This is a genomic window from Bacillus sp. FSL K6-0994 (genome assembly GCF_038630815.1).
Taxonomy (GTDB): domain Bacteria; phylum Bacillota; class Bacilli; order Bacillales; family Bacillaceae; genus Bacillus; species Bacillus safensis.
Map to the genome: position 1 here is coordinate 287,145 of NZ_CP152043.1, position 21,727 is coordinate 308,871.

Below are 21,727 nucleotides of genomic sequence, written 5' to 3' on the forward strand. Positions count from 1 at the left end.
GACAGAAAAAGGACGTTTCGCGACATTTTTATATCAGGCAAGCGTTATTTTTTCTATCATAGACTTAGAAAGTTGAAAGGGGCGAACCAAATGATTACTCTCGGCGATTGCAGCTGCTGGTTTAAAGATAAGAAAAAAGTCGTGAAAGCGATGAAACATATGACGTTCTCCGTGAAGGAAGGGGAAGTCGTTGGCATCTTAGGAGAAAATGGTGCAGGAAAAACGACATTATTGCGCGCCGTAGCCACATTATTAGAGCCTACACACGGAACAGTCACTGTTGCAGGCTTTGATACAGTGAAAGAAGCAACAGAAGTGAAAAAACGAATTGGTGTCTTGTTTGGCGGAGAGACGGGGCTTTACGACCGTTTGACGGCAAGAGAAAACCTTGAATACTTTGGCAAATTATATGGCTTAGATCAGCATGAAATCAAAGCAAGAATAGAGGATTTGGCAAAGCGTTTTGGAATGAGACAATATATGGATCGCAAGGTGAAAGGATTCTCAAGAGGGATGAAACAAAAGGTGGCGATTGCCAGAACGTTAATTCATGATCCTGACATTATCTTATTTGATGAGCCGACAACAGGCTTAGATATCACGTCGAGTAATATTTTCAGAGATTTTATCCATCAGCTCAAGCAGCAAAATAAAACGATCCTCTTTTCAAGCCACATCATGGAAGAAGTCAGCCAGCTTTGCGACAGTGTGATGATGATTCATCAAGGAGAGCTTGTGTACAAAGGGACACTTCCAGAATTATATGCACAGGAACAAAGTGAAGACTTGAACTATATCTTTATGTCGAAGCTCGCTAGGGGGATTTCATAATGTGGAAAACCGTCTTTTTGAAAGAAATGACAGATGCGCTAAGGGACAGAAAAACGTTACTCTTAACCGTGCTGATTCCTCTTTTGACGATGCTTGGGCTGGTGTTCTTTTATGAAAGCATGATTGCAGATCCAGGGGATAAAGCCTATACAGTCGCCATCAATGAACAGCTTCCAGCCGAAATGAACCAAATGATCAAAGAGGTCAAAAACCTAAACCTTGAAACATTTGATGATCCGCAGCAAGCCGTCAAGGATGGGGAGGCAAATGCTTACCTGGAAATGCCGAAAGAAGCAGGTGATATGCTCAAGCATCAAAAGCCATTCGCCATTAAAATTCATGGATATACGACAGATGATGATTCAGTGATCACCGTTCAAATGCTGCAATCATTGCTGGAGCAGTATCAAAACCAGGTGGTCGAGAAGCGCTTAGCAGCGGATCAAATCGATACGTCCGTTATACATCCGTTTGAAGTGCAGTCCGTTGATGTAGAAGCAGGTGATGAAGGGGAAAATGGAGTGACCGCTATGCTGTTGTCGATTCTCCTTCCAATGATTTTGGTGACCTCCGTGATCTCAGGAGCTTTGCCGGCAGCGCTTGATATTGTAGCAGGTGAAAAAGACCGAAAATCAATTGAAGCCTTATTCCTGACACCGGCCAGCAGACTCCAGATTCTCATCGGAAAATGGCTCGCTGTCTCTATGTTCGGTATTTTAAGTGGGATTGTGGCGATCGGGATGCTGCTTCTATCCACTTTGCTCTTTACAGAAAAGCTGAAGCAAGCTCTGAACTTTGGTGATCAAATGTGGAGCATTATCGGCGTCATGTTTGCGGCGCTTATCATCTTCTCCTTCATGGTATCCATGATTGAATTGCTGCTCAGTGTGATGTCGGGCTCAGTCAAAGAAGCGCAGTCGTACATGTCCATGATCATTACACTAGGTGTGCTCCCAATGTTCTTTACCATGAGAGCGGGTGCTACGCAGCTAGATACGTATTACTTTGCCATCCCATTCCTCAATATTCATGCGCTGTGTAAGCAATTGATGTTTGGTATCATCGATCCAATGTCCATCGCCCTGACACTCGGCTCCTCAGCCTTGGCAGTCGTCATCCTGTTTGTCATCGTCAGAAGCTTGTTTATGAAAGAGAAATGGATGCTTGCGAAATAAAGAAAAACTTGCAGATATGTTCTGCAAGTTTTTTTATATTCAGAGATTCATATAAAAGAGGCTCGCGATAGCATGATGGAAGAGGAAATGATATAATTATCCTAATTTTGCCAAATAAAGAAGTTCGGGTAGGTCTTATCAAACAGATGACGATGATGTGTTAGGACTATGTAATATATATGCTCAGCAAACACACCATTTTGAAGCCTTTATTTTGGGAAACAGGGTAGGTTTATTAGAATTAAGAAATGCAATAGACAAGGCTTTAGAAACCGGTAGTTCTACTGCAACGTTATTCCCTTCTGATTATGAGGGATATGATGTCTATATTGCTTTAATAGACGATGAGCAAAGGTTTGAAAAATTAACAACTCCTTATGTAGAGGAATACGTACAAGAGGAAGATGCGGTTGATCCAATTGAGATCATTAAAGAATATGAAGCTGAAAAGAGGAATTCATCTTTATAAAATATTCGCGATATGAAAAAAGCCCGATCTCACTATATTAGCAGCCATTACTATATTTATGGTGGATATTCAGTGGGTGTGGCTGGCGATTTTCTTGCTTTCTTCTCTGTATTTCGGAATCAAATATAGGAAACAACCGAAATAAATTAAGAAAAAACCCCCGGGATCGGGGGTTTTCCTTTAGTTCTTGATGAATTTCTCAACTAATGAGCTTGTTTTGTAATCGTTCAAATCAAGTTTCCATTGGTCGATATCATTTTTCTTCATGTTGACTTCTACTGTTTCTTCAGAAGATGATGGTCCTAATTTTTTAAACTCATCTGGGTAAATCGATAGTAAGTATTTTTGCGCTTCATCATAAGAAGCTGAACGGTTTTTGCTGTAGAACTCAGTTGCTTTCTCTTTCAAACGATCGACAAGCGGACTTGCATCGATTGGTGTCAGAGTCACAGTCACGACAGCTTTATCACCACTGATCGCTTTTGTTTTTGTTGATACTTTTGATTTTTCAGCTAATGTTTCTTTCACTGCTTTTAAAAGCTTATCGAGGTTTTCGTCCTTCGCTGAGCTAGAAGAAATACCAGAAGAAGTGATATAGCCTTGCTTGAATGATTTATCAAATTCGTTCACAACAGTTGATTTGTTATCACCTGTTAGTTTTTCAAAATCGTCGTTTTTCTTACCAAAAATCATCACATCAATATAAGAAGAAAGAGCTTTTGCAGATGCTTGAAGTGTATCTGCTTTTTTCATTAAGTCTTTACCTTTAATATCGAACTCTAGTGTTTTGTCATCTTTTTTAGAACCACTGCCTGGCTCTGTGTACACAAGCTGATAGTCTTTTTCTTTATCAACAACAAAGAAAAGACCGCCTTTTGTGACTTTGTCTGCATTTAAAGAGCTTGAAGATAATACTTCGTTGTAGTCATCTGGAGAGATCGTAGATACCTGTGCGTCATCTTGGTAAAGCGTGAAGTTGCTTTTATCAACATTGAGAGGCTCTTTGCTGATATTTTTTACAGATACATTCACTTTTAGTACATACTGATCATCCTGTACAGATGTATCGTATTGAGGTGGTAATGTGTACTCAGCACTTTCTACCTTTACCTCTGCTGCATCAAGAGATTTTTTGGTATCGTTTTCTTTCGCAGCTGTTTTGTCTTTTCCACCACTACAAGCAGCAGCGACAACAGTTACACACAAGATCAGAAGAAACAGGGATAATTTCTTTTTAAACATGGCGTGTTTTCCTCCTCGGGTTTATGGTGAATTTCATTGAAAAGCTGTAGTTCATATCATTCTTTTTGCACAAAAAGAAAAATACTGTATGTTTTTTACTGTAGAATGAAGCGAAAGTACTGTCAATACCTCAGTGCGTTTCTGAGGTTGATTGGCTTCAAGTAGTAAAAATGACACTAAGTTGAGAGGAGAAACTTGTAATTTATTATTTGATATCTCCTGTAGAAACTCAACATTTTATATTTTAAGGTTTTGAGTCGGATTATTGAATAGGTTCAAATGACTGTTTTTGAAGATGATGTCGCAATTAGAAGGATTTTTATGACTTGTAAATGAGTATATAGTAATGAATATTTCTTCCTGTTATGTATATGGTCACTTGGTTTGAGTGTTGTTGGCAGCGAGACACATGTCCAGCAAATTTAGACAGGCTGCCGACACTGAACATGCTTTTTCATGTAAAAATGGCAGTCATCTACACAGAAACACTACATAAAATAAAAGAGAAACGAACTGGAGGTGGATATATGGCAGTGGTAAGAGCGACAAGCTCTGATATTGATTTAATGGCCAGACTGCTGAGAGCAGAGGCAGAAGGTGAAGGGAGGCGAGGGATGCTGCTCGTAGGAAACGTGGGCATCAATCGTTTGCGTGCCAACTGCTCTGACTTTAAAGGGCTGCGTACGATTCCACAAATGATTTATCAGGAGCATGCATTCGAAGCGGTCACGCATGGTTACTTTTATCAACGAGCACGAGAAACGGAAAAAACACTTGCGCGGAGAAATATTAACGGAGAACGTTTTTGGCCGGCAAAATTCAGCCTTTGGTATTTTAAACCGCCTGGCGATTGTCCGGCGACTTGGTACAATCAGCCGTTTGTGGCAAGGTATAAGTCGCATTGCTTTTATCAGCCAACCGCCGAAACGTGTGAAAATGTCTATAACACCTTTTAGCTTGATGAAACGCACAATCCTCTTAGAGTACGAATACAGAGGGTTGTGTTTTTGTTTTTTCCAAAATGGGTAACCATTGTGTATCAACAAGATGAAGCACGTGAATGGAGGAAATAAAGATGTATCAAGATTTAAAAGGGAAAACAGCCATTGTCACAGGCTCTTCAAAAGGAATTGGACAAGCGATCGCATTGCGGTTTGGACAAGAGGAAATGAATGTGGTTGTGAACTATAAAGGCGATGAAGATGGAGCTGAAGAGACCGTACAAGCCATTCAGAAGCACGGAGGTGTGGCGGTGAAAGTACACGCAGATGTCTCCAAAGAGGAAGGCATCCAAGCCATCATGGATACAGCACTGGAGCATTTCGGTACAGTAGATGTATTCGTCAATAATTCAGGCTTCAACGGCGAAGAAGCGCTGCCGCATGAGATGACGCTGGAGCAATGGCAAAACGTCATCGATGTGAATATCACAGGTGCATTTTTAGGCGCAAAGGCTGCGCTCGCCTATATGATGGAGCATGACATCAAAGGGTCCATTTTAAACATTTCCAGTGTCCATCAGGAAATTCCGCGCCCGTTCAATGTTCATTATTCCACTTCAAAGGGCGGAATGAATATGATGACGAAGACGCTGGCTCTTGATTATGCCGAAGCAGGTATTCGAATCAACGCGATTGCGCCGGGTACCATGGCAACCGAATCGAATGATGATTTACAGGATGAATTGAAAAAACAAAAGCAGCTTGAGAAAATTCCGATGAGAACCTTTGGTGAACCGAAGGAGATTGGGTCCGCTGCTGCATTCCTCGTTTCTAAGGAAGCGGCATATATCACAGGCACCACCTTATTTGTGGATGGCGGAATGACACTTTATCCTTCTCAAATTAATGATTAATCTAAAAAACATCCGCCTGTTCATCCGGCGGATGTTTTTTGTTCGTAGCGTTGTGCCGCTTTGGCTGTTTTGCCGAGCAGCATCGGATACTTGCTCAGGAAGGAGATACATGGCACCATGAGCAGCAATGTGCCGATCGTATAAAAAAGTGTCCAAGAGAGCTGCGCTGTATCAGCAATATTGATACCAAGTCCATAAAAAACAAATGCTTTCATGATATCGATGCCGGCAAACTGCAAGACAAGAATGACAATAGAATTTCGCCCTAGATACGTCAAAATAGGGGAAGTTTTCAATTTAAAGCTTAAATAAATCACGGCAGCTGAACCGAGTAGAGCACATGCATAGAAAATAAAGAGATCACCGTAGTCGTTGACGCGCATATCGATCCGTGAATTAAAGCTCTGCATGTACGCCGTCAGCACAAGCAGACCTGTACATAACAGAAGGGTTGGATCTGTTTTTAATTCCACAAACCATTGCTTTGCTAAAAATCCAATTGAATAAAACACAACAGCCGTCAAGGCGACATTGGCGTTCCAAGGAAGACTTTGATCTAAAAGCAAGGTAGAGGCATATCCAGCACCTCCGCAAAGAACAGTCAGCAAGATCACGGCAGCGGGTTTTCCTTTTGTCAGACGATGCATAAAGAAAAATAAAATTTCCACTAAAAAGAGCGTCGTTAAAAACCAAATCGCAGGGTTATGTGTGAGTCTTGCTTCATCTGCATTGGATATGAAAATACCTGTAAACGGAACGAAAGGGTCAATATCCGTTTGTCCCTTGAATGCGAAGAAGCGGGTAACGGAGAACCAAAATACATACGTAATGATGGAGAAATAGAGATAGGGCAAGAGTAAGCTTTTGGCTTTTTTCTGAATAAATGACAGAGCAGGGGATGAGGATGATCGAAACATCATGCCTGATAGTAAAAAGAAAAGCGGCATATGAAAAGAGTAAATGAATTGCTTGAGCGAATCTGGAATGGGCACATGCGCCATGACCACGAGCAGAATGCCAATTCCTTTAGCTGCATCTACCCAATCGAGTCTCTTTTTCATGTCTGTCATCTCCTTCTTTCTCAGCGGCGTAAACCGGTCATTGAATATGTACCTCTACTATATAAAAGGTACACCTCTTATGCGTTTACAGTTCGCTAACGATTAGAAGACACATTTGCGATCAGATGACAGACGGAAGGATTTTGACATCTTGATGTTACATTTCCCATTTTTTATGACAATGTAAAAAAGAAGCCTGGAAAGCTGGCTTCAAAATAATTCTGCTATTCTCTTGAAGGAACGTTGTTTTTCAATCGGATCAAAGGAATTGTTCAGAATCATGATGTCATCCGTTTGATAGCGGTCCATCAAGATCTGTAATTGCTCTTTCACCGTTTCCTTCGAGCCGACAATCATCCGCTGGCGGTTTTGCAGCACTTTTTTCTTTTCCTGTGTGGTGTAGTGATAGGCATTTGCTTCTTCTATAGAAGGAACGCGGCTGTCCAGTCCTTTTTCAACACGCAGCAGCCATAAATCTGTACTGCTGGCGATCCTGTCTGCTTCTTCATCGGTTTCACCGCAGATGACAAAGATGGCAAACATAGATTGTGGCTGGCTGGAAAAGACGGATGGAGAAAATTGTGATCGATACGTCTCAAATGCTTGTGTGCCGCGTGCAGGATGGATAAAGTGGCCAAAAATATAGTTGATTCCAAGCTCCGCCGCCTGCATGGCACTATTTTCTCCCAGCCCAAGCAGCCAAACCGGTGGATGAGCATCAACAAGCGGAGCAGCTTTCACGCCTGCATGCGGATGGCCAGAAGGCAGGCTGTCTGATAAGTAAAAAAGAAGGTCCTTCAGCTGGCGGTCAAACTGAGACAGGTCTTTATGCACGCCGTCCGTCAAAGCGAGTCTCGTCCTTTCAATCCCGCCCGGAGATTTGCCGACTCCGATCTCAATCCGTCCAGGATAAAGGGCTTCAAGCTGCCGCGTGACCTCTGCTACTTTAAAAGGACTGTACTGAGGAAGTAAAATGCCGCCAGATCCGGTACGCAAGGTTGATGTATGAGCCGCAATATGAGCCATTAATATTTCAGGCGCTGTACTAGCGAGCCCTCTTGTGCTGTGGTGTTCAGCAAACCAATAGCGCTCATATCCAAGCGTTTCAGCCAGCTGAGCCAGCTGCGTTGTGTGAATCAATGTCTCCTGCGCTGTCTGACCTTTAGGAATGGCGACTTGATCTAATATATGAAGTGATGGCATCATCAACATCCTTTCATCAACATGCTGAATATAAGTATAAAGAAATCCATAGATGGAAGGAAACGAAAGGGTTTATCCTTTGATCCTTTGCTTTTATCTTTTCTATATCAACATATGAAACCACATCAATACACTCCTTATCAGCAAGAGCTGTTCAACGGGAACTTTCGACAATGTTTCACATGAAACACTTCATTAACGACATGAACCATTTCCAATGTGCATCTTTCGTTAAAAAAATATAAAGTGTTTGAAACCTATCTTGAACATAGATCGTATATACTAGTAAATAGAAAAAAGAGTAAGAGGCTCCAATGTCATTTCATGAATTTTGTCGAATTTTCATGTATGATGATTTTAATAGGGTCCATCGCTTAATAAATAGATTTTTATTATGCTGGAGGAGTGATTGATTTGGCGATTACATTAGAAAAAGGTCAACGTATTGATTTAACAAAAGGGAAAACAGGGCTAACGAATATTCTTGTTGGACTTGGCTGGGACCCTGTATCAAAAGGCGGCGGATTTTTAGGGAAGCTGTTTGGCGGCGGAGGCGGCGCTGATGTTGATTGTGATGCTTCAGTGCTCATGCTGAAAAATGATAAGTTTACGGAAAATAAAGATTTGATTTATTTTGGCAACCTAAAAAGCAAATGCGGCAGTGTGGAGCATACAGGTGACAACCTGACTGGTGAAGGAGACGGAGATGATGAACAAGTCCTCGTCAACTTGAGCAAGGTGCCGGGTAATGTGAATAAATTGGTGTTTGTCGTCAACATTTATGATGCCCTTAGAAGAAACCAACACTTTGGTATGATTCAAAATGCTTACATTCGCATCGTTGATCGTTCAAACAATCAAGAATTAGTGAAATATAATTTAAAAGATGACTATGCAGGAAAAACTTCGTTAATCGTCGGAGAACTTTATCGCCACGAGAATGAGTGGAAGTTTGCGGCGCTTGGAAATGGTACAAATGATGCGAAGCTTGCCGATATTACGAGAAACTATATTTAAACAGAAGGGAGAGGTTCCTAGTGGGAATTTCTTTAGCGAAAGGCCAAAAAATTGATTTAACAAAAACGAATCCGGGTTTAACAAAAGTAGTCGTCGGTCTTGGCTGGGACGTCAATAAGTATGACGGCGGACATGACTTTGATCTAGACGCAAGTGTATTCCTTTTAGATGCGGCAGGTAAAGCAAGCTCTCCATCTGACTTTGTCTTTTACAACCAAACAACTGGCGGAGGCGGAAGTGTCGTACATACAGGCGATAACCGCACTGGCGAAGGGGACGGAGATGACGAGCAGGTCAATGTTGACCTTGCAGCTGTACCAGCAAGTATTGAGAAGATTTCATTTGTCATTACGATTCATGATGCAGAAGCACGCAGTCAAAATTTCGGACAAGTGTCTAACGCATATGTACGTATTTTAAATGCAGCATCGAATGAAGAACTCATTCGCTACGATTTGGCAGAGGATTTCTCAATTGAGACAGCCATTATTGTAGGTGAATTATACCGTCATGGCGGGGAATGGAAATTCTCAGCTGTCGGATCAGGCTATCAAGGCGGTCTTGCCCGCATTGCAACGGACTTTGGCTTAGATATCGGATAACGATAACTTCCTATTTTCAAAGACAGGAGAGATACGAATATGGCGATTCAGCTTTCAAAAGGACAACGTGTCGATTTAACCAAAACCAACCCAGGGCTGACGAAAGTGATGATCGGTCTTGGCTGGGATACGAATAAATATTCTGGCGGAGCCGAATTTGATTTGGACGCTTCGGCTTTCTTGGTGGATGCAAATAATCGTTGTCAGCAAGATACAGATTTTGTGTTCTATAATAACCTTCAGCATCCGAGCGGCAGTGTCACTCATACAGGTGATAACCGTACAGGTGAGGGAGATGGAGACGACGAGCAAATTCTCGTTGATTTCTCGAAAATTCCTGCTAACATTGATCGTATCGGAATTACAGTTACGATCCATGATGCAGAGGCGCGCAGCCAAAATTTTGGACAAGTCTCTAATGCATTTGTTCGTGTTGTAAATGAAGAGGGCGGGGAAGAATTGATTCGCTTCGATTTAGGCGAAGACTTCTCAATTGAAACAGCTGTTGTGGTATGTGAATTGTACCGACACGGAAGTGATTGGAAGTTTAACGCGATCGGAAGCGGATTCTCTGGCGGACTTGCAGCTCTTTGTCAAAATTATGGGTTAGAAGTGTAAATAAGAGAAACAAATCAATTCAAGAGTTGCTGTCAAAAGCTCATATGAGGGCCTTTCCTAAGTGAGAAAGAAACAGCGATCAAGAATAGCAGCAGGCGAAAGCCTGCTGATGCTTCTACACTTATAGGAGGAAAACCAGTTGGACATTTTGAAACATATGTTGGATACATATGCCTCGTTTTTTGATTGGCATATGTGGGCAGAGGTATTAACAGACCCTGTCTCTTGGGGGCTTATTGGGACGCTTGTCGTGCTTGAAGGATTGTTATCTGCAGATAACGCACTTGTATTAGCTGTAATGGTGAAACATTTACCAGAAAAGCAGCGTAAAAAGGCATTAACCTACGGATTAATTGGCGCTTATTTCTTCCGTTTTCTATTCATTGGCGTAGGGATGCTGCTTATTAAGTTCTGGTGGATTAAGGTCCTCGGAGCTGCTTACTTAGCATGGCTTGTTATTAAGCACTTCTGGTTAGGTGACGGCGATGATGAAGCGAAGGAACTGAAAAAAGAAGGCTGGATGGTTCGTGTCTTTGGTGTGTTCTGGGCAACCGTTATTTCTGTTGAAATTATGGACCTTGCCTTCTCGGTTGATAGTATTCTTGCAGCATTCGCTGTATCTGAGGAAGTATGGATTCTACTATTAGGCGGAATGCTTGGAATTCTCATGATGCGTACAGTCGCGCAGTTATTCCTTGTTCTCATTGACCGTATTCCAGAGCTCGAGAATACAGCGTTTATTCTCATCGGGATCATTGCGATCAAAATGGGCTTGAGTGCTGCTCACATTGAAATCCCGCATCTTGTATTCTTTGCGATTATTATCCTAGCATTTATCGGAACGTTTATTGTTCATAAAATCAATAAGAAGAAACATCAAGAAGTGACAAACGAAGCTGCGGCTTCAAAAGAAGAATAGGACGATCAAAAAGGAATGGAGTTGATTAGCGGCTCCATCCTTTTTTGAATCATCAAGTCATTTGTTCGATTTTCTCTCAACAACAGGAGGTGGCACAGCATGCGGTATTTTCAGTTTTTATCAGAGGCGAGGCAGCACGATATTTTTTTCAAACGGCCGGGGGCGATGCATTTGATGACGCCAAGGCACGTACTTGCGCATGCATTAGGTGCTACTTTGTATATGCCTGCGACAAGACAGGATATAGCAGACATGCTGCTGTCGCAGAAATATGAAGCGCTTTGCTCTGTTGTATTTTGTTTAGAGGATGCCATCGGTGATCAAGAAGTGGAAATGGCTGAACAGAATCTAGTGGTACAACTCGCCAAACTGTCGGACAAATTAACACATACACCTGAAATGGCTGAACAAATGCCGCTTTTATTTATTCGGGTTCGTTCGCCGAAGCAGCTGCTCAAAATGGCAGCTTTGCTTGGTTCATCTCTTCGTTTATTGACGGGTTTTGTATTTCCAAAGTGTTCTATTCATAATGCGAAGGATTATTTGGACAGCTTGAAACAGGCGTCCGCACAAACGAAGACAACGCTGTACGGTATGCCCATTTTGGAAACACCCGATTTATTAGAAAAAGAAACAAGATATACGGTGCTGTCTGAGTTAAAGCAGATCATGCTGAATGATGAAGAATATATTTTGAATATTCGTATTGGGGCAACGGATCTTTGCGGCCTATATGGCATTCGCCGTGATCGCGACACCACCATTTATGAAATCAGATTGATTGCTGATTTGATCACAGATATTATCAATTATTTTGGCCGTTCCTTTGTTGTATCAGGTGCTGTATGGGAGCATTTTGGCTCTGCGCGAAAGGAACAAAAACCATTCATCCGTGCGCTTTCTAAGGGCGGTGAGCTGTCATTATCTGAATTCGATGACGTACAAGGTTTACTCAAAGAGACAAGACTCGATGTAGCCAACGGCATACATGGAAAGACAGTGATCCATCCAACACATCTCAAGCCAGTGCAAAGCATGTACGTTGTGACAAAGGAAGAGTACTTGGATGCATTAAGCATTCTGGAACATGCTGACGGTACAGTTGGCGTGATGAAGAGTGCCTTTTCTAATAAGATGAATGAAACGAAGCCCCATTACAGGTGGGCAGAGCACATATTAATTAAGTCAGACATTTACGGGGTGTTTCATGAAAATAGAAGCTATATCGACATACTCACAGAATCAGAAGCGGCATACGCTGAACATCTTGGAACATATGGAGGTTGAGATTGACCTCAAAGAAGGTGCGCTTCAGCTGGAAAAAGAGCATCTTTTTGAGATGGCGGCAAGGGTGAACAAAAAAAGAGCCTTTTTATTCGTTAGTAAGGTGCTTGGAAAGCATATTCCTGTTCATCCAGTAAAACCGCTCCTTGTCTCGGGTCTTTTAGCGATGGCATATGCCAAAGAGCAAACGGGAAAGACGCCCCCGCACCAAGATCTTATCGTCGAGGCACTCAAGACGGATGATCACAAGGTGTTAACGGCAGCCTATGAAACACTCAAAAAAGAAAAGCTTTCAGCTGGCAATGAGCCTGTCGTCATCGGCTTTGCGGAAACGGCAACAGCCCTTGGACATGGTGTGTATGATGTGATAGAAGGCGCATCATACATTCATACGACACGTGAACAGCTGCTGGGTCTTGACCCGTCATTGGTATTTGAAGAAGAACATTCGCATGCAACAGATCAGCTTTGTTATGCAGACGAAGCATTACTTCGCACAGACCGCCCCATCGTGTTAGTAGATGATGAAGTCACGACAGGCCGTACAAATATCAACATCATTCGTGACCTTCATGCAAAGTATCCAAGGCATTCTTATACCATTCTTTCCATTTTGGACTGGCGGACGGAGGAGCATGAGAAAGCCATGAGCCAGCTTGAAGAGGAGCTTGGAATTCACATCACATCATTGTCTTTATTAAAAGGGCAGATGATTTTTCGAGGCAAAACGCTCGATGAGCCAGCTTATTCGTATGAGATTGCGGAGCAAGAGAATCAGCCAAGTCTCTCTTTTCACTCTCTTCAATCTTTCTTTAAGCAAGTGCCGTATTCATTTTCTCATGCAGCGAATTCGGCGGGTCATTCGCCATATATACATGAAACGGGCCGTTTTGGTTTAAAGGCAGCAGATACGGAAGCGCTCGACCAAGCAGCTGCTGAAGCGGGATTGAGGCTGCGGCAGGAACGCAAAGGAAAACAAACACTCTGCTTAGGGACAGGTGAGCTGATGTATGTGCCGATGAGACTGTCTGCACACATGGGGCAAGGTGTTCTCTTTCATTCAACAACGAGAAGTCCTATTCACCCAGTCGAAAAGGATGGATACGCTGTCCAAAATGGGTTTACCTTTATGAATCCAGAGGATGCCCGAATTCAGCACTACGTGTACAACATTCCAAAAGGTGAATATGATGATGTATTTCTCTTTTTTGAGAAAAAGGTCTCTCAGGAGGCATTGCTTCCGCTTGTTCACTTATTTGCTGAGCGGCATGTGAAGCACGTGCATATTGTGACATTATCAGACGAGGTGAAGGTGAATGGCTAATGTGTATACAAAGATGGGGAGCTATCCAGAGCAGGATGTAACCTTCTTACTCAAAGATTTATCCTCTATTGAGATGGAGAAAAGTACAGAAGAGCGGGAGCGTTCGATTCAGAGCGGTGCGCATTATTCAGAAATGCTGCCAATTGAGTACAAACCAACGGCATCTTATATGACTTTATTCTATCAATCTCTTGAAGAAAGTAAGGAAAAGGTAGCAGAAGCAGTAGCTGTTGTAGCAGAACAGATTGTGAAGAAGCGAGGCTTCCAAACCGTGCTTTGCAGTTTGGCGCGTGCGGGGACACCGATCGGGGTGCTGATCAAACGATATATTCGAAAGACGTATGGTGTCGATCTGCCTCATTACAGCATCTCTATTATTCGCGACCGCGGAATAGACGAGAATGCACTGCATTATATGCTGAAAGAACATCCAGGTTTTGAAATTGCTTTTATCGATGGATGGACTGGAAAAGGTGCGATTTCGAAAGAGCTCCAAAAAGCTGTTTTTGATTTTGAAAAAAAGTATGGTGTACGTCTCTCGAGTGAGCTGGCTGTGCTGGCAGACCCCGGCTATTGTACACATGTATACGGAACGAGAGAGGACTTTCTCATTCCAAGTGCCTGCCTGAATTCGACGGTGTCTGGACTTGTCAGTCGTACGGTACTAAACAACCGCTGGATCAATGCCGATGATTTCCATGGGGCAAAGTATTATAAAGAGCTGCTCGATGAGGATGTGTCCAATCTGTATGTGGATACGATTGAAGAAGCATTTTCCAGCCTTGAACCAAATGTACAAGAGAAAGCAGAAACCATCCTTACGCAGGGGACGCCGGCAGATTGGCGGGGAATGGCATCCATTGAAGCAATCGGTCAGGAGTTTCAAATTGAAAATACCCATTTGATTAAGCCGGGTGTTGGTGAGACGACCCGCGTGCTGCTTAGAAGAATCCCGTGGAAAATCTTAATTCAGCCTGGATCTCAGGAGAAGCTGAAGCATATTTTGCTTTTGGCTGAGGACAGAGGTGTTCCTGTCATTGAATATGCCAATATGTCCTACACGTGCTGTGGATTAATTCGTCCGCTGGAGCAAACGTCATGAAGACATATGCATTTGCCAGTGATTTAGACCGGACGCTGATTTACTCACATCGAGTGCTTGAGCAGTATGCGTATGAAGGAGAGTACGATTTAGTTGAGGTGCTGGACGAAAGGCCGCTTTCCTATATGTCTGTTGAAACGAAAAAATCTTTGCATACGATTCATCAATCAGGCTGGTTCATTCCAGTGACGACAAGAACAACTGCACAGTATGAACGAATCACCTTCTTTGAGCAAGAGCTTAAACCTGAGTATGCTGTCACAACAAACGGGGGCTGTATTCTTCATCATGGCAAGCCGCTTGAGGATTGGCAGGCCATTGTTGATGAGAGACTTAGGGAGTGTATGCCAGTCAGAGAGATGCTGAGGGCGATCTCCGAGCTTCCAGTTGCGGCATGGGTGAAGCGTACCCGTACAGCAGAGGGAAGATTCCTTTATTTGATTATGAAAGAGGAGTATCTATCTCACATTCCGCTTGCTGAATTGAAGCTGTGGGGTGAGGAGAGAGGATGGCAGGTTTCTCTTCAGGGACGGAAGCTTTATTTTATTCCCCAGCCGCTTAATAAGTGGGATGCTGTTGCTTTTCTAAAGGACAGGCTGCAGCTAGAATACGTCTATGGTGCGGGTGATTCCCTGTTAGATGCGGGGCTCATTCGTCAGTCAGATATGGGCTTTGCCCCAAGACATGGAGAAGTTCTAGGCTTTGATCCAGAACTTGAGCCGACAGCAGCATCTGGCATGGCCGCAGCAGATGAAATCACCGCTTGTGTCATCGAGCAGATGATGAACGCAAAAAAGCCTTCGATTCGATAGCAGAAGTAGAAGGCTGAATGATATGATAGTAGTAGCTTTCGAGAAAATATAGGAGAAAGGAAGGAGCGGCGTGAGTTATAAAGAAATCAATGTCACCCATACACGGGCGGAGCAGGAAGCCTGGAAAAACGTGCTGAAAAAGCCGCTCCCTGAAAGAGACGGTTATGTAAAGGACGAGCATACGCTGTCCTTGCCGCGTCTCGCCGCCCGGGTCCTTGGAACTCCGCATGATGCAACCGATTATTTTATTTATTTACATGAATTATACGAAACAGACGGCATGCATATTTTAAGTGAAACACTCAATCGCCATATTGAGCCGGAGCATTTTCAAGCACTGCAGCGTATTCATTTGATTAACCAAGAAGAAAAGGGATTGTCCGTAAATCGCTTTGTGGCTTTTTTAGATGGTGAACAGCTGATTGTACGCCATCCAAACCCTGTGATGAACCGGCATATCCGTCTTTCATTGATCAAGGTGTTTGAGCATTTCAAGCAGCTGCACGAGGGTGGATTTCAGCATCCTGATTTCCGCCGGGTCCTGCTGGATGTCGTGAAGTTTTCAAATAATCATCTAGGTCCATGGCTGAAGGAAGTCAATATCGAAGAAAAAATGCCGGCTGTTATTTGGTATGGAGAGGCGAATAAAAGTCAGCTTTATTTTCTTTACTATGTCATGCTGATTGGCTGTGATGTTGTCCTATTTCATCCAGAAGGCAAGGATTCGTTCCGCGAATTAGATCCAGAAGAAAAGCTGACTTTTATTGATCAGTACCCGGGAACTTCAAAGCTTGAGCCGTTCCCTGCTGAAAAGCCTGAGAGGAAATCAACGGTGGCGTACCGCTCGACAAGAGAGCTTGAAGAGGTGCTTCACACGGAAGATTCAATGCTCTATAAGCCGTGGCAATTCAGAGATCATACTCCTCATTCCATTACACTCAAGACAACGTATGATGAGCTGTTTTTAATTGCAAAGGAACGATCCTTTATCCGCCCGAATTTCAAAGCAGACCGAGACACGATACAGATTCCAAACCTCTTTGCGAAAATGATGGGTGTCACACGAGACAAGCGTGAATACTGGGATCGCATTCACACGTTAATGGAAGGGAAAGAGACGAAGACCATTCGCCATTTTCCTTTTACGAAAGAAGTGACATCGAATTATCAATTTCATTATCAGCATGCACTTTCTTCTGCTGGAGAGATTGATCCTGACTTATTAATGAAAAGCAATGTGTGGCAGTTTTCTCATCTATATGAGGGTACGCAGCGTGCGATTGCAGAGGCGATATCTCGAATCTGTCAGCATCCGAAGCTATTAAAAGAAGGCAATGAAACCGAATTAGATGTCCGTATTTATTTATTCAAGCAGGTTCTGCATTTAAGCCAGGATCTCATTGAACTGATTCAAACCTTTGATTACGCACAAACCGTACCGAAAGTGATTTTATACCATACAGAATATAATGGTGAGCTGACTCGCTCTGATGCGGCCGCCCTGATTTTCCTAAATGAAATGGGTGTGGATCTCTTCGTATATCATCCGGCGGGATATCAGTGTATCGAACGGTATATCGATGACCAATTATTTGATACCCATTGGCTTGATGAGATGGTCATGAACCAGGAGTTTAAAGAGCCGTCCATCGTTAGAAAGTTATTTCAATCCATTAAAAACCGATAAGGAGATCAAAGCTTATGACAAATACAAACGGAAATGACATCATTTCAATTGATAAAGAGGAAATCACGATTGAGAAAGCAGACGATATTCGCGTTCAGCTTCGAAATGAACCAGAAGTGCAAAATATTGCGAGACAGATCGATGCGAAAAATCAGCTTGAACTTCTTGAATACGGAAAACAGCCGGCCGTTGAAATCTCTAAGTTCTCTGATCGTATCCTTTCAATGATGCGTTCAACAAGTGTCACTGACTCAGGAACAATGCTGACGCAGCTTGGCAAGATTATGGATCGCTTTGATAAAAATGATTTTGACGAACCGAAGGGTGGTTTGTTGTCAAAAATCTTTAAGCGCGGCGGCAGCATGATTGAAAAGATTTTTAGTAAATATCAAACCCTCGGTGCAGAGATTGAAAAAATTAATGTAGAAATTAGTAAATATAAAGATGAAATGACCAAATCGACTGTGACGCTTGAAGAAATGTATGAGCATAACATTCAATACTATATGGAGCTTGAAAAGTATGTCGTAGCCGGTCAAATGAAAATCGAAGAATTAAAGCAATTGGTTCCTTCATATGAAGAAAAAGCAGCTAGTGGAAACCAGCTGGCGCAGATGGAGCTTGATACGCTTCGTAATGGCATTCAAGCGCTTGAAGAGCGTGTGTATGACCTTGATATGGCAAGAATGGTGGCGCTTCAAACAGCACCGCAAATCCGTTTGCTTCAGCGCGGGAATACGAAATTAATCGGGAAGATCAACTCTGCCTTCATCATCACGATTCCAATTTTCAAAAATGGGATCATTCAAGCTGTTACAGCGAAGAGACAAAAGCTTGTGGCTGATTCTATGAGTGAGCTGGATAGAAGAACAAATGAAATGCTGAAACGAAATGCTGAAAACATTTCAAGTCAAAGTGTGGAGATTGCCAAATTATCTGGCCGTCCAAGCATCGACATTGAAACGATCGAATCTTCCTTTAATACAATTGTACAAGGGATGAAAGAGACGAAACAGATCGAAGAAGAGAACAAGCGATTACGCGAAGATGGAACAAAACGTATGCTTGAGCTTCAAGATAATATTAAGCGGGCTGCCCTGGAGTCCTAAAAAAACAAGCTGTCTGTAACTAAAGTTGCAGGCAGTTTTTTTATGAATTTAAATAAAATTTGAGAAAAAAGGTTTTTATGTGACCATTTTCGGGTAAATCCTGTTCAGGGGAATGGTTCGCCCATGATTCAAAAAAACGCTATAACGAGGATTCGACTTATTTTTTAGTACAATTAGGAATTTCCAGTAAAATATTGTCTGATGAGAGGAAATACCCCGTAAAATATGTAGTTTATGAAGCATTCTATAGGATTTACGAGTAATACGGCGTATAAACTCTAATGACCAGACCTCTATATGGAATTCATACATATTGTGGGGAAATAAGCGAATTCTAAAGATTGTTCGCATCATAACGCTTATGTTACGGTTATAAAGATGCTAATTTGGAGGGAAAATATGAATTCTGAAGAGAGAAATATCAAAATCAAGATAAATAATGTATCTAAAATTTTCGGTAAAAATGCTAAAAAAGCATCTCAAATGCTTGAAAAAGGGAAAACAAAAAGAGAAATCCTAAAAGAGACCGGCGCAACTGTTGGTGTCAATCGAGCAAATTTTGATGTTTATGACGGCGAGATATTTGTCATCATGGGGCTATCAGGGAGCGGAAAGTCCACACTTGTGCGGATGCTAAACAGGTTAATCGAACCAACCTCCGGTGAAATATATATTGATGGGGATATGATAACAAATATGTCAAAGGATCAATTGCGTGAAGTCAGACGGAAAAAGATCAGCATGGTTTTCCAAAACTTCGCATTGTTCCCGCACCGTACAATTCTTGAGAACACAGAGTATGGTCTTGAATTGCAAGGTGTAGATAAAGAAGAGCGCAGATCAAAAGCGCTTGAATCTTTAAAGCTTGTTGGACTTGAAGGTTTTGAAGAGCAATACCCAAATCAATTAAGTGGTGGTATGCAGCAGCGTGTTGGATTGGCACGTGCTTTAGCAAATGACCCTGACATTTTATTAATGGATGAAGCATTCAGCGCACTAGATCCATTAATTCGGAAAGATATGCAGGATGAATTGCTTGAGCTTCATACATCTGTAGGAAAAACGATCATTTTCATTACCCATGATTTAGATGAGGCGCTTCGTATTGGTGACCGCATTGTACTCATGAAGGACGGAAATATCGTTCAAATCGGAACACCAGAAGAAATTCTGATGAACCCATCGAATGAATATGTTGAACGCTTCGTTGAAGATGTTGACCTTTCTAAAGTATTAACCGCTGGTCATATTATGAAACGTGCAGAAACAGTTCAGATCGATAAAGGAGCCCGTGTTGCGCTTACGCTCATGAAAAACCTTGGGATTTCGTCTATCTATGCAGTAGATAAGAAAAAGCATTTATTAGGTGTTATTTCTGCACAAGCAGCGAAAAAAGCAGCAGAAACGGGAGCGTCGCTTGAAACTGTTCTTGATAAAGAATTTACCACAGTATTGGAATCAACGTATTTAACAGAAATCTTTGATGCAGTGTCTGATGCGGCAAACATTCCAATTGCAGTTGTAGATGAGAAAAACAGAATGAAGGGCATTGTGGTCAGAGGTGCATTGATTGGTGCATTATCAGGTAATGATGAATATATCAACATGTCTTCTAACAAGCTAGAGGAAATTAAGACACAAGAGCCTTCTGCACAGGAGGTAGAATAAGATGTTTAGTATGAGTGATTTACCTAGAATTCCGTTCGCGGATTATATCGATCGATTTGTTGACTGGTTAACATTAACGTTTGGTGGTTTCTTTGATGGCATCACAAATGGATTAGCTGGAACAGTAAATGGAATTGTAGCTGCACTTGGCGTCATTCCATCCATTATTTTAACCCTTATCTTTGCCGGCATTGCTTGGTGGATCAGTACAAGAGGAGTTGCTCTTTTCACACTTATTGGATTTTTACTGATCGACTATTTAGGCTACTGGCATCCAATGCTTCAAACACTTGCGCTCGTTCTGACCGCTGTGGTCATTTCTATCGTGATCGGGGTTCCGATCGGTATTTGGGCATCACAGAAGGAAACTGTGCGTAAAATTGTGACACCTATTTTAGATTTAATGCAGACAATGCCTGCATTCGTTTATCTATTACCAGCGATCTTTTTCTTTAACATTGGGGTTGTTCCTGGGGTTGTGGCATCGGTTATTTTCTCCATGCCGCCAACGATTCGTATGACCATTCTCGGTATTAAACAAGTACCAGCGGATTTAATTGAAGCAACTGAAGCTTTTGGTTCAACGACATTCCAGCGTTTATTCAAAGTTCAGCTTCCACTTGCAACAAAAACCATCTTAGCTGGTATTAACCAAAGTATCATGCTGGCTCTATCCATGGTCGTTATTGCCGCAATGGTAGGTGCACCAGGACTTGGTTCAGAAGTATATAGTGCGGTAACGCAGCTGAAAACAGGTATTGGTTTTGAAGCAGGTATTGCCATTGTTATTGTGGCGATTACACTCGACCGTATTACACAAAATATTAAAACGAAAAAAACCAGGGGGAATGCTTAATGTGGAAAAAGTCTCTCTACATTGGGATGACCGCCCTGCTCGTCTTTTTACTAGCCGCTTGCGGTGCACAATCGGATTCAAATGCAAGTGCAGCACAGCAGGTCAATAAAACGATTATTGGGATTGATCCGGGTTCAGGTATTATGGCCCTAACCGATCAGGCCAAAAAGGATTATGGCTTAGAGGATTGGACGGTTGTGTCTGCATCAAGTGCAGCCATGACGGCAACGCTCAAAAAATCATACGACCGTAAAAAACCAATCATTATCACTGGCTGGAATCCACACTGGATGTTTTCCCGCTATGATTTAAAATATTTAGATGATCCAAAAAAATCTTACGGTGAAGCGGAAGAAATTCATACGATTTCACGTAAAGGCTTTGCGAAGGATCAGCCGGAAGCAGCTAAAATGCTTAGTCAGTTTAAATGGTCTCAAGATGACATGGGCGAAGTCATGATTGATATCCAAGATGGTGTGAAACCAAAGGATGCCGCCTTAAAATATGTGAAAAAACATAAAGACCAAGTAGCGAAATGGACAAAAGGCGTGAAAAAGTCGAATGGTGGAAAAGTGAATCTTGCCTACGTTGCATGGGATAGTGAGATTGCAAGTACCAATGTTGCAGCAGAAGTATTGCGTGAACTCGGGTTTAAAGTAACTTTGACTCAGGTTGAAGCAGGTCCGATGTGGACAGCAATTGCAACCGGAAGTGCGGATGCATCATTATCCGCTTGGCTGCCAAATACGCATAAAACGTATGCAGCGAAGTTTAAAGGAAAATATGATGACCTTGGTACAAGTATGAAAGGTCTTCGAATGGGGCTAGTTGTCCCGACATATATGAAGAACGTAAACTCCATTGAGGATTTGAAAAAATAGTCAATGATGTAG

21 protein-coding genes are annotated in these 21,727 nt (G+C 42.3%); 18 read left to right on the forward strand and 3 right to left on the reverse strand.

From position 1 onward, the window contains the following. The first annotated feature begins 90 nt into the window (after window positions 1-90). The 3 genes from MHB69_RS01610 (at window position 91) to MHB69_RS01620 (ending at window position 2,475) form a co-directional block, all read left to right on the forward strand. Complete coding sequence (locus tag MHB69_RS01610) at window positions 91-831, forward strand: ATP-binding cassette domain-containing protein (protein WP_098677392.1); 741 nt, start codon at window positions 91-93, stop codon at window positions 829-831. After that, entirely contained in the window at window positions 831-2,006 is a 1,176-nt protein-coding gene (locus tag MHB69_RS01615) for an ABC transporter permease (RefSeq protein WP_098677393.1), read from the forward strand. Before MHB69_RS01610 ends, MHB69_RS01615 begins: the two co-directional genes overlap by 1 nt. A gap of 157 nt (window positions 2,007-2,163) precedes the next feature. After that, window positions 2,164-2,475: a hypothetical protein gene (locus tag MHB69_RS01620; RefSeq protein ID WP_098677394.1), complete on the forward strand. Its 312-nt coding sequence runs from the start codon at window positions 2,164-2,166 to the stop codon at window positions 2,473-2,475. A 180-nt stretch (window positions 2,476-2,655) separates the two neighbouring features. Here the strand turns inward: MHB69_RS01620 and MHB69_RS01625 are convergent, their stop codons facing one another. Then, window positions 2,656-3,717: a DUF4352 domain-containing protein gene (locus tag MHB69_RS01625; protein ID WP_034283205.1), complete on the reverse strand. Its 1,062-nt coding sequence runs from the start codon at window positions 3,715-3,717 to the stop codon at window positions 2,656-2,658. Between the two features lie 527 nt (window positions 3,718-4,244). Between MHB69_RS01625 and MHB69_RS01630 the strand changes: the two genes are divergently transcribed. Both MHB69_RS01630 and MHB69_RS01635 read left to right on the forward strand, forming a co-directional pair. Further along, entirely contained in the window at window positions 4,245-4,673 is a 429-nt protein-coding gene (locus MHB69_RS01630) for a cell wall hydrolase (protein WP_024424361.1), read from the forward strand. A gap of 119 nt (window positions 4,674-4,792) precedes the next feature. Beyond that, on the forward strand, window positions 4,793-5,572 hold the full coding sequence (locus tag MHB69_RS01635; RefSeq protein WP_342495927.1) for a glucose 1-dehydrogenase: 780 nt from the start codon (window positions 4,793-4,795) through the stop codon (window positions 5,570-5,572). Window positions 5,573-5,592: 20 nt separating this feature from the next. Here the strand turns inward: MHB69_RS01635 and MHB69_RS01640 are convergent, their stop codons facing one another. After that, window positions 5,593-6,633 (reverse strand): acyltransferase family protein, encoded by a 1,041-nt coding sequence (locus tag MHB69_RS01640; RefSeq protein WP_034283208.1) that lies wholly within the window; start codon window positions 6,631-6,633, stop codon window positions 5,593-5,595. Window positions 6,634-6,843: 210 nt separating this feature from the next. Beyond that, on the reverse strand, window positions 6,844-7,836 hold the full coding sequence (locus MHB69_RS01645) for an LLM class flavin-dependent oxidoreductase (RefSeq protein ID WP_041116544.1): 993 nt from the start codon (window positions 7,834-7,836) through the stop codon (window positions 6,844-6,846). Window positions 7,837-8,250: 414 nt separating this feature from the next. Between MHB69_RS01645 and MHB69_RS01650 the strand changes: the two genes are divergently transcribed. The 13 genes from MHB69_RS01650 to MHB69_RS01710 all read left to right on the forward strand — a co-directional run bounded on the left by MHB69_RS01650 (window position 8,251) and on the right by MHB69_RS01710 (window position 21,715). After that, a complete protein-coding gene (locus tag MHB69_RS01650; protein ID WP_034283211.1) occupies window positions 8,251-8,853 on the forward strand; it encodes a TerD family protein in 603 nt (200 codons plus the stop codon). Between the two features lie 20 nt (window positions 8,854-8,873). After that, the gene (locus MHB69_RS01655; RefSeq protein ID WP_039176267.1) at window positions 8,874-9,455 is read left to right on the forward strand and encodes a TerD family protein; all 582 of its coding nucleotides are present in this window, start codon (window positions 8,874-8,876) and stop codon (window positions 9,453-9,455) included. Between the two features lie 39 nt (window positions 9,456-9,494). Further along, window positions 9,495-10,073 carry a TerD family protein gene (locus tag MHB69_RS01660; protein WP_007498343.1) on the forward strand — a complete coding sequence of 193 codons (579 nt, stop codon included), beginning with the start codon at window positions 9,495-9,497 and terminating at the stop codon, window positions 10,071-10,073. Window positions 10,074-10,212: 139 nt separating this feature from the next. Then, a complete protein-coding gene (locus MHB69_RS01665) occupies window positions 10,213-10,992 on the forward strand; it encodes a TerC family protein (protein WP_034283214.1) in 780 nt (259 codons plus the stop codon). A 99-nt stretch (window positions 10,993-11,091) separates the two neighbouring features. Next, complete coding sequence (locus MHB69_RS01670) at window positions 11,092-12,279, forward strand: HpcH/HpaI aldolase/citrate lyase family protein (RefSeq protein WP_342495928.1); 1,188 nt, start codon at window positions 11,092-11,094, stop codon at window positions 12,277-12,279. After that, window positions 12,269-13,600 carry a phosphoribosyltransferase family protein gene (locus tag MHB69_RS01675; RefSeq protein WP_342496223.1) on the forward strand — a complete coding sequence of 444 codons (1,332 nt, stop codon included), beginning with the start codon at window positions 12,269-12,271 and terminating at the stop codon, window positions 13,598-13,600. The genes MHB69_RS01670 and MHB69_RS01675 overlap by 11 nt, the downstream gene beginning before the upstream one ends. Further along, window positions 13,593-14,702, forward strand: coding sequence for a cysteine protease StiP family protein (locus MHB69_RS01680; RefSeq protein ID WP_046313744.1), 1,110 nt, complete (start codon window positions 13,593-13,595; stop codon window positions 14,700-14,702). The genes MHB69_RS01675 and MHB69_RS01680 overlap by 8 nt, the downstream gene beginning before the upstream one ends. Continuing rightward, window positions 14,699-15,514 (forward strand): HAD family hydrolase, encoded by an 816-nt coding sequence (locus tag MHB69_RS01685; protein WP_120208450.1) that lies wholly within the window; start codon window positions 14,699-14,701, stop codon window positions 15,512-15,514. The genes MHB69_RS01680 and MHB69_RS01685 overlap by 4 nt, the downstream gene beginning before the upstream one ends. Before the next feature lie 70 nt (window positions 15,515-15,584). Next, window positions 15,585-17,201: a YceG family protein gene (locus MHB69_RS01690; RefSeq protein WP_041116552.1), complete on the forward strand. Its 1,617-nt coding sequence runs from the start codon at window positions 15,585-15,587 to the stop codon at window positions 17,199-17,201. Window positions 17,202-17,215: 14 nt separating this feature from the next. Further along, on the forward strand, window positions 17,216-18,310 hold the full coding sequence (locus tag MHB69_RS01695) for a toxic anion resistance protein (RefSeq protein WP_034283225.1): 1,095 nt from the start codon (window positions 17,216-17,218) through the stop codon (window positions 18,308-18,310). A gap of 399 nt (window positions 18,311-18,709) precedes the next feature. Then, window positions 18,710-19,978: a glycine/proline betaine ABC transporter ATP-binding protein OpuAA gene (opuAA, locus tag MHB69_RS01700; protein ID WP_034283228.1), complete on the forward strand. Its 1,269-nt coding sequence runs from the start codon at window positions 18,710-18,712 to the stop codon at window positions 19,976-19,978. A 10-nt stretch (window positions 19,979-19,988) separates the two neighbouring features. Next, complete coding sequence (gene opuAB, locus MHB69_RS01705; protein ID WP_034283343.1) at window positions 19,989-20,834, forward strand: glycine/proline betaine ABC transporter permease subunit OpuAB; 846 nt, start codon at window positions 19,989-19,991, stop codon at window positions 20,832-20,834. Continuing rightward, window positions 20,834-21,715 carry a glycine betaine ABC transporter substrate-binding protein gene (locus MHB69_RS01710; RefSeq protein ID WP_034283229.1) on the forward strand — a complete coding sequence of 294 codons (882 nt, stop codon included), beginning with the start codon at window positions 20,834-20,836 and terminating at the stop codon, window positions 21,713-21,715. The genes opuAB and MHB69_RS01710 overlap by 1 nt, the downstream gene beginning before the upstream one ends. Window positions 21,716-21,727: the final 12 nt, after the last annotated feature.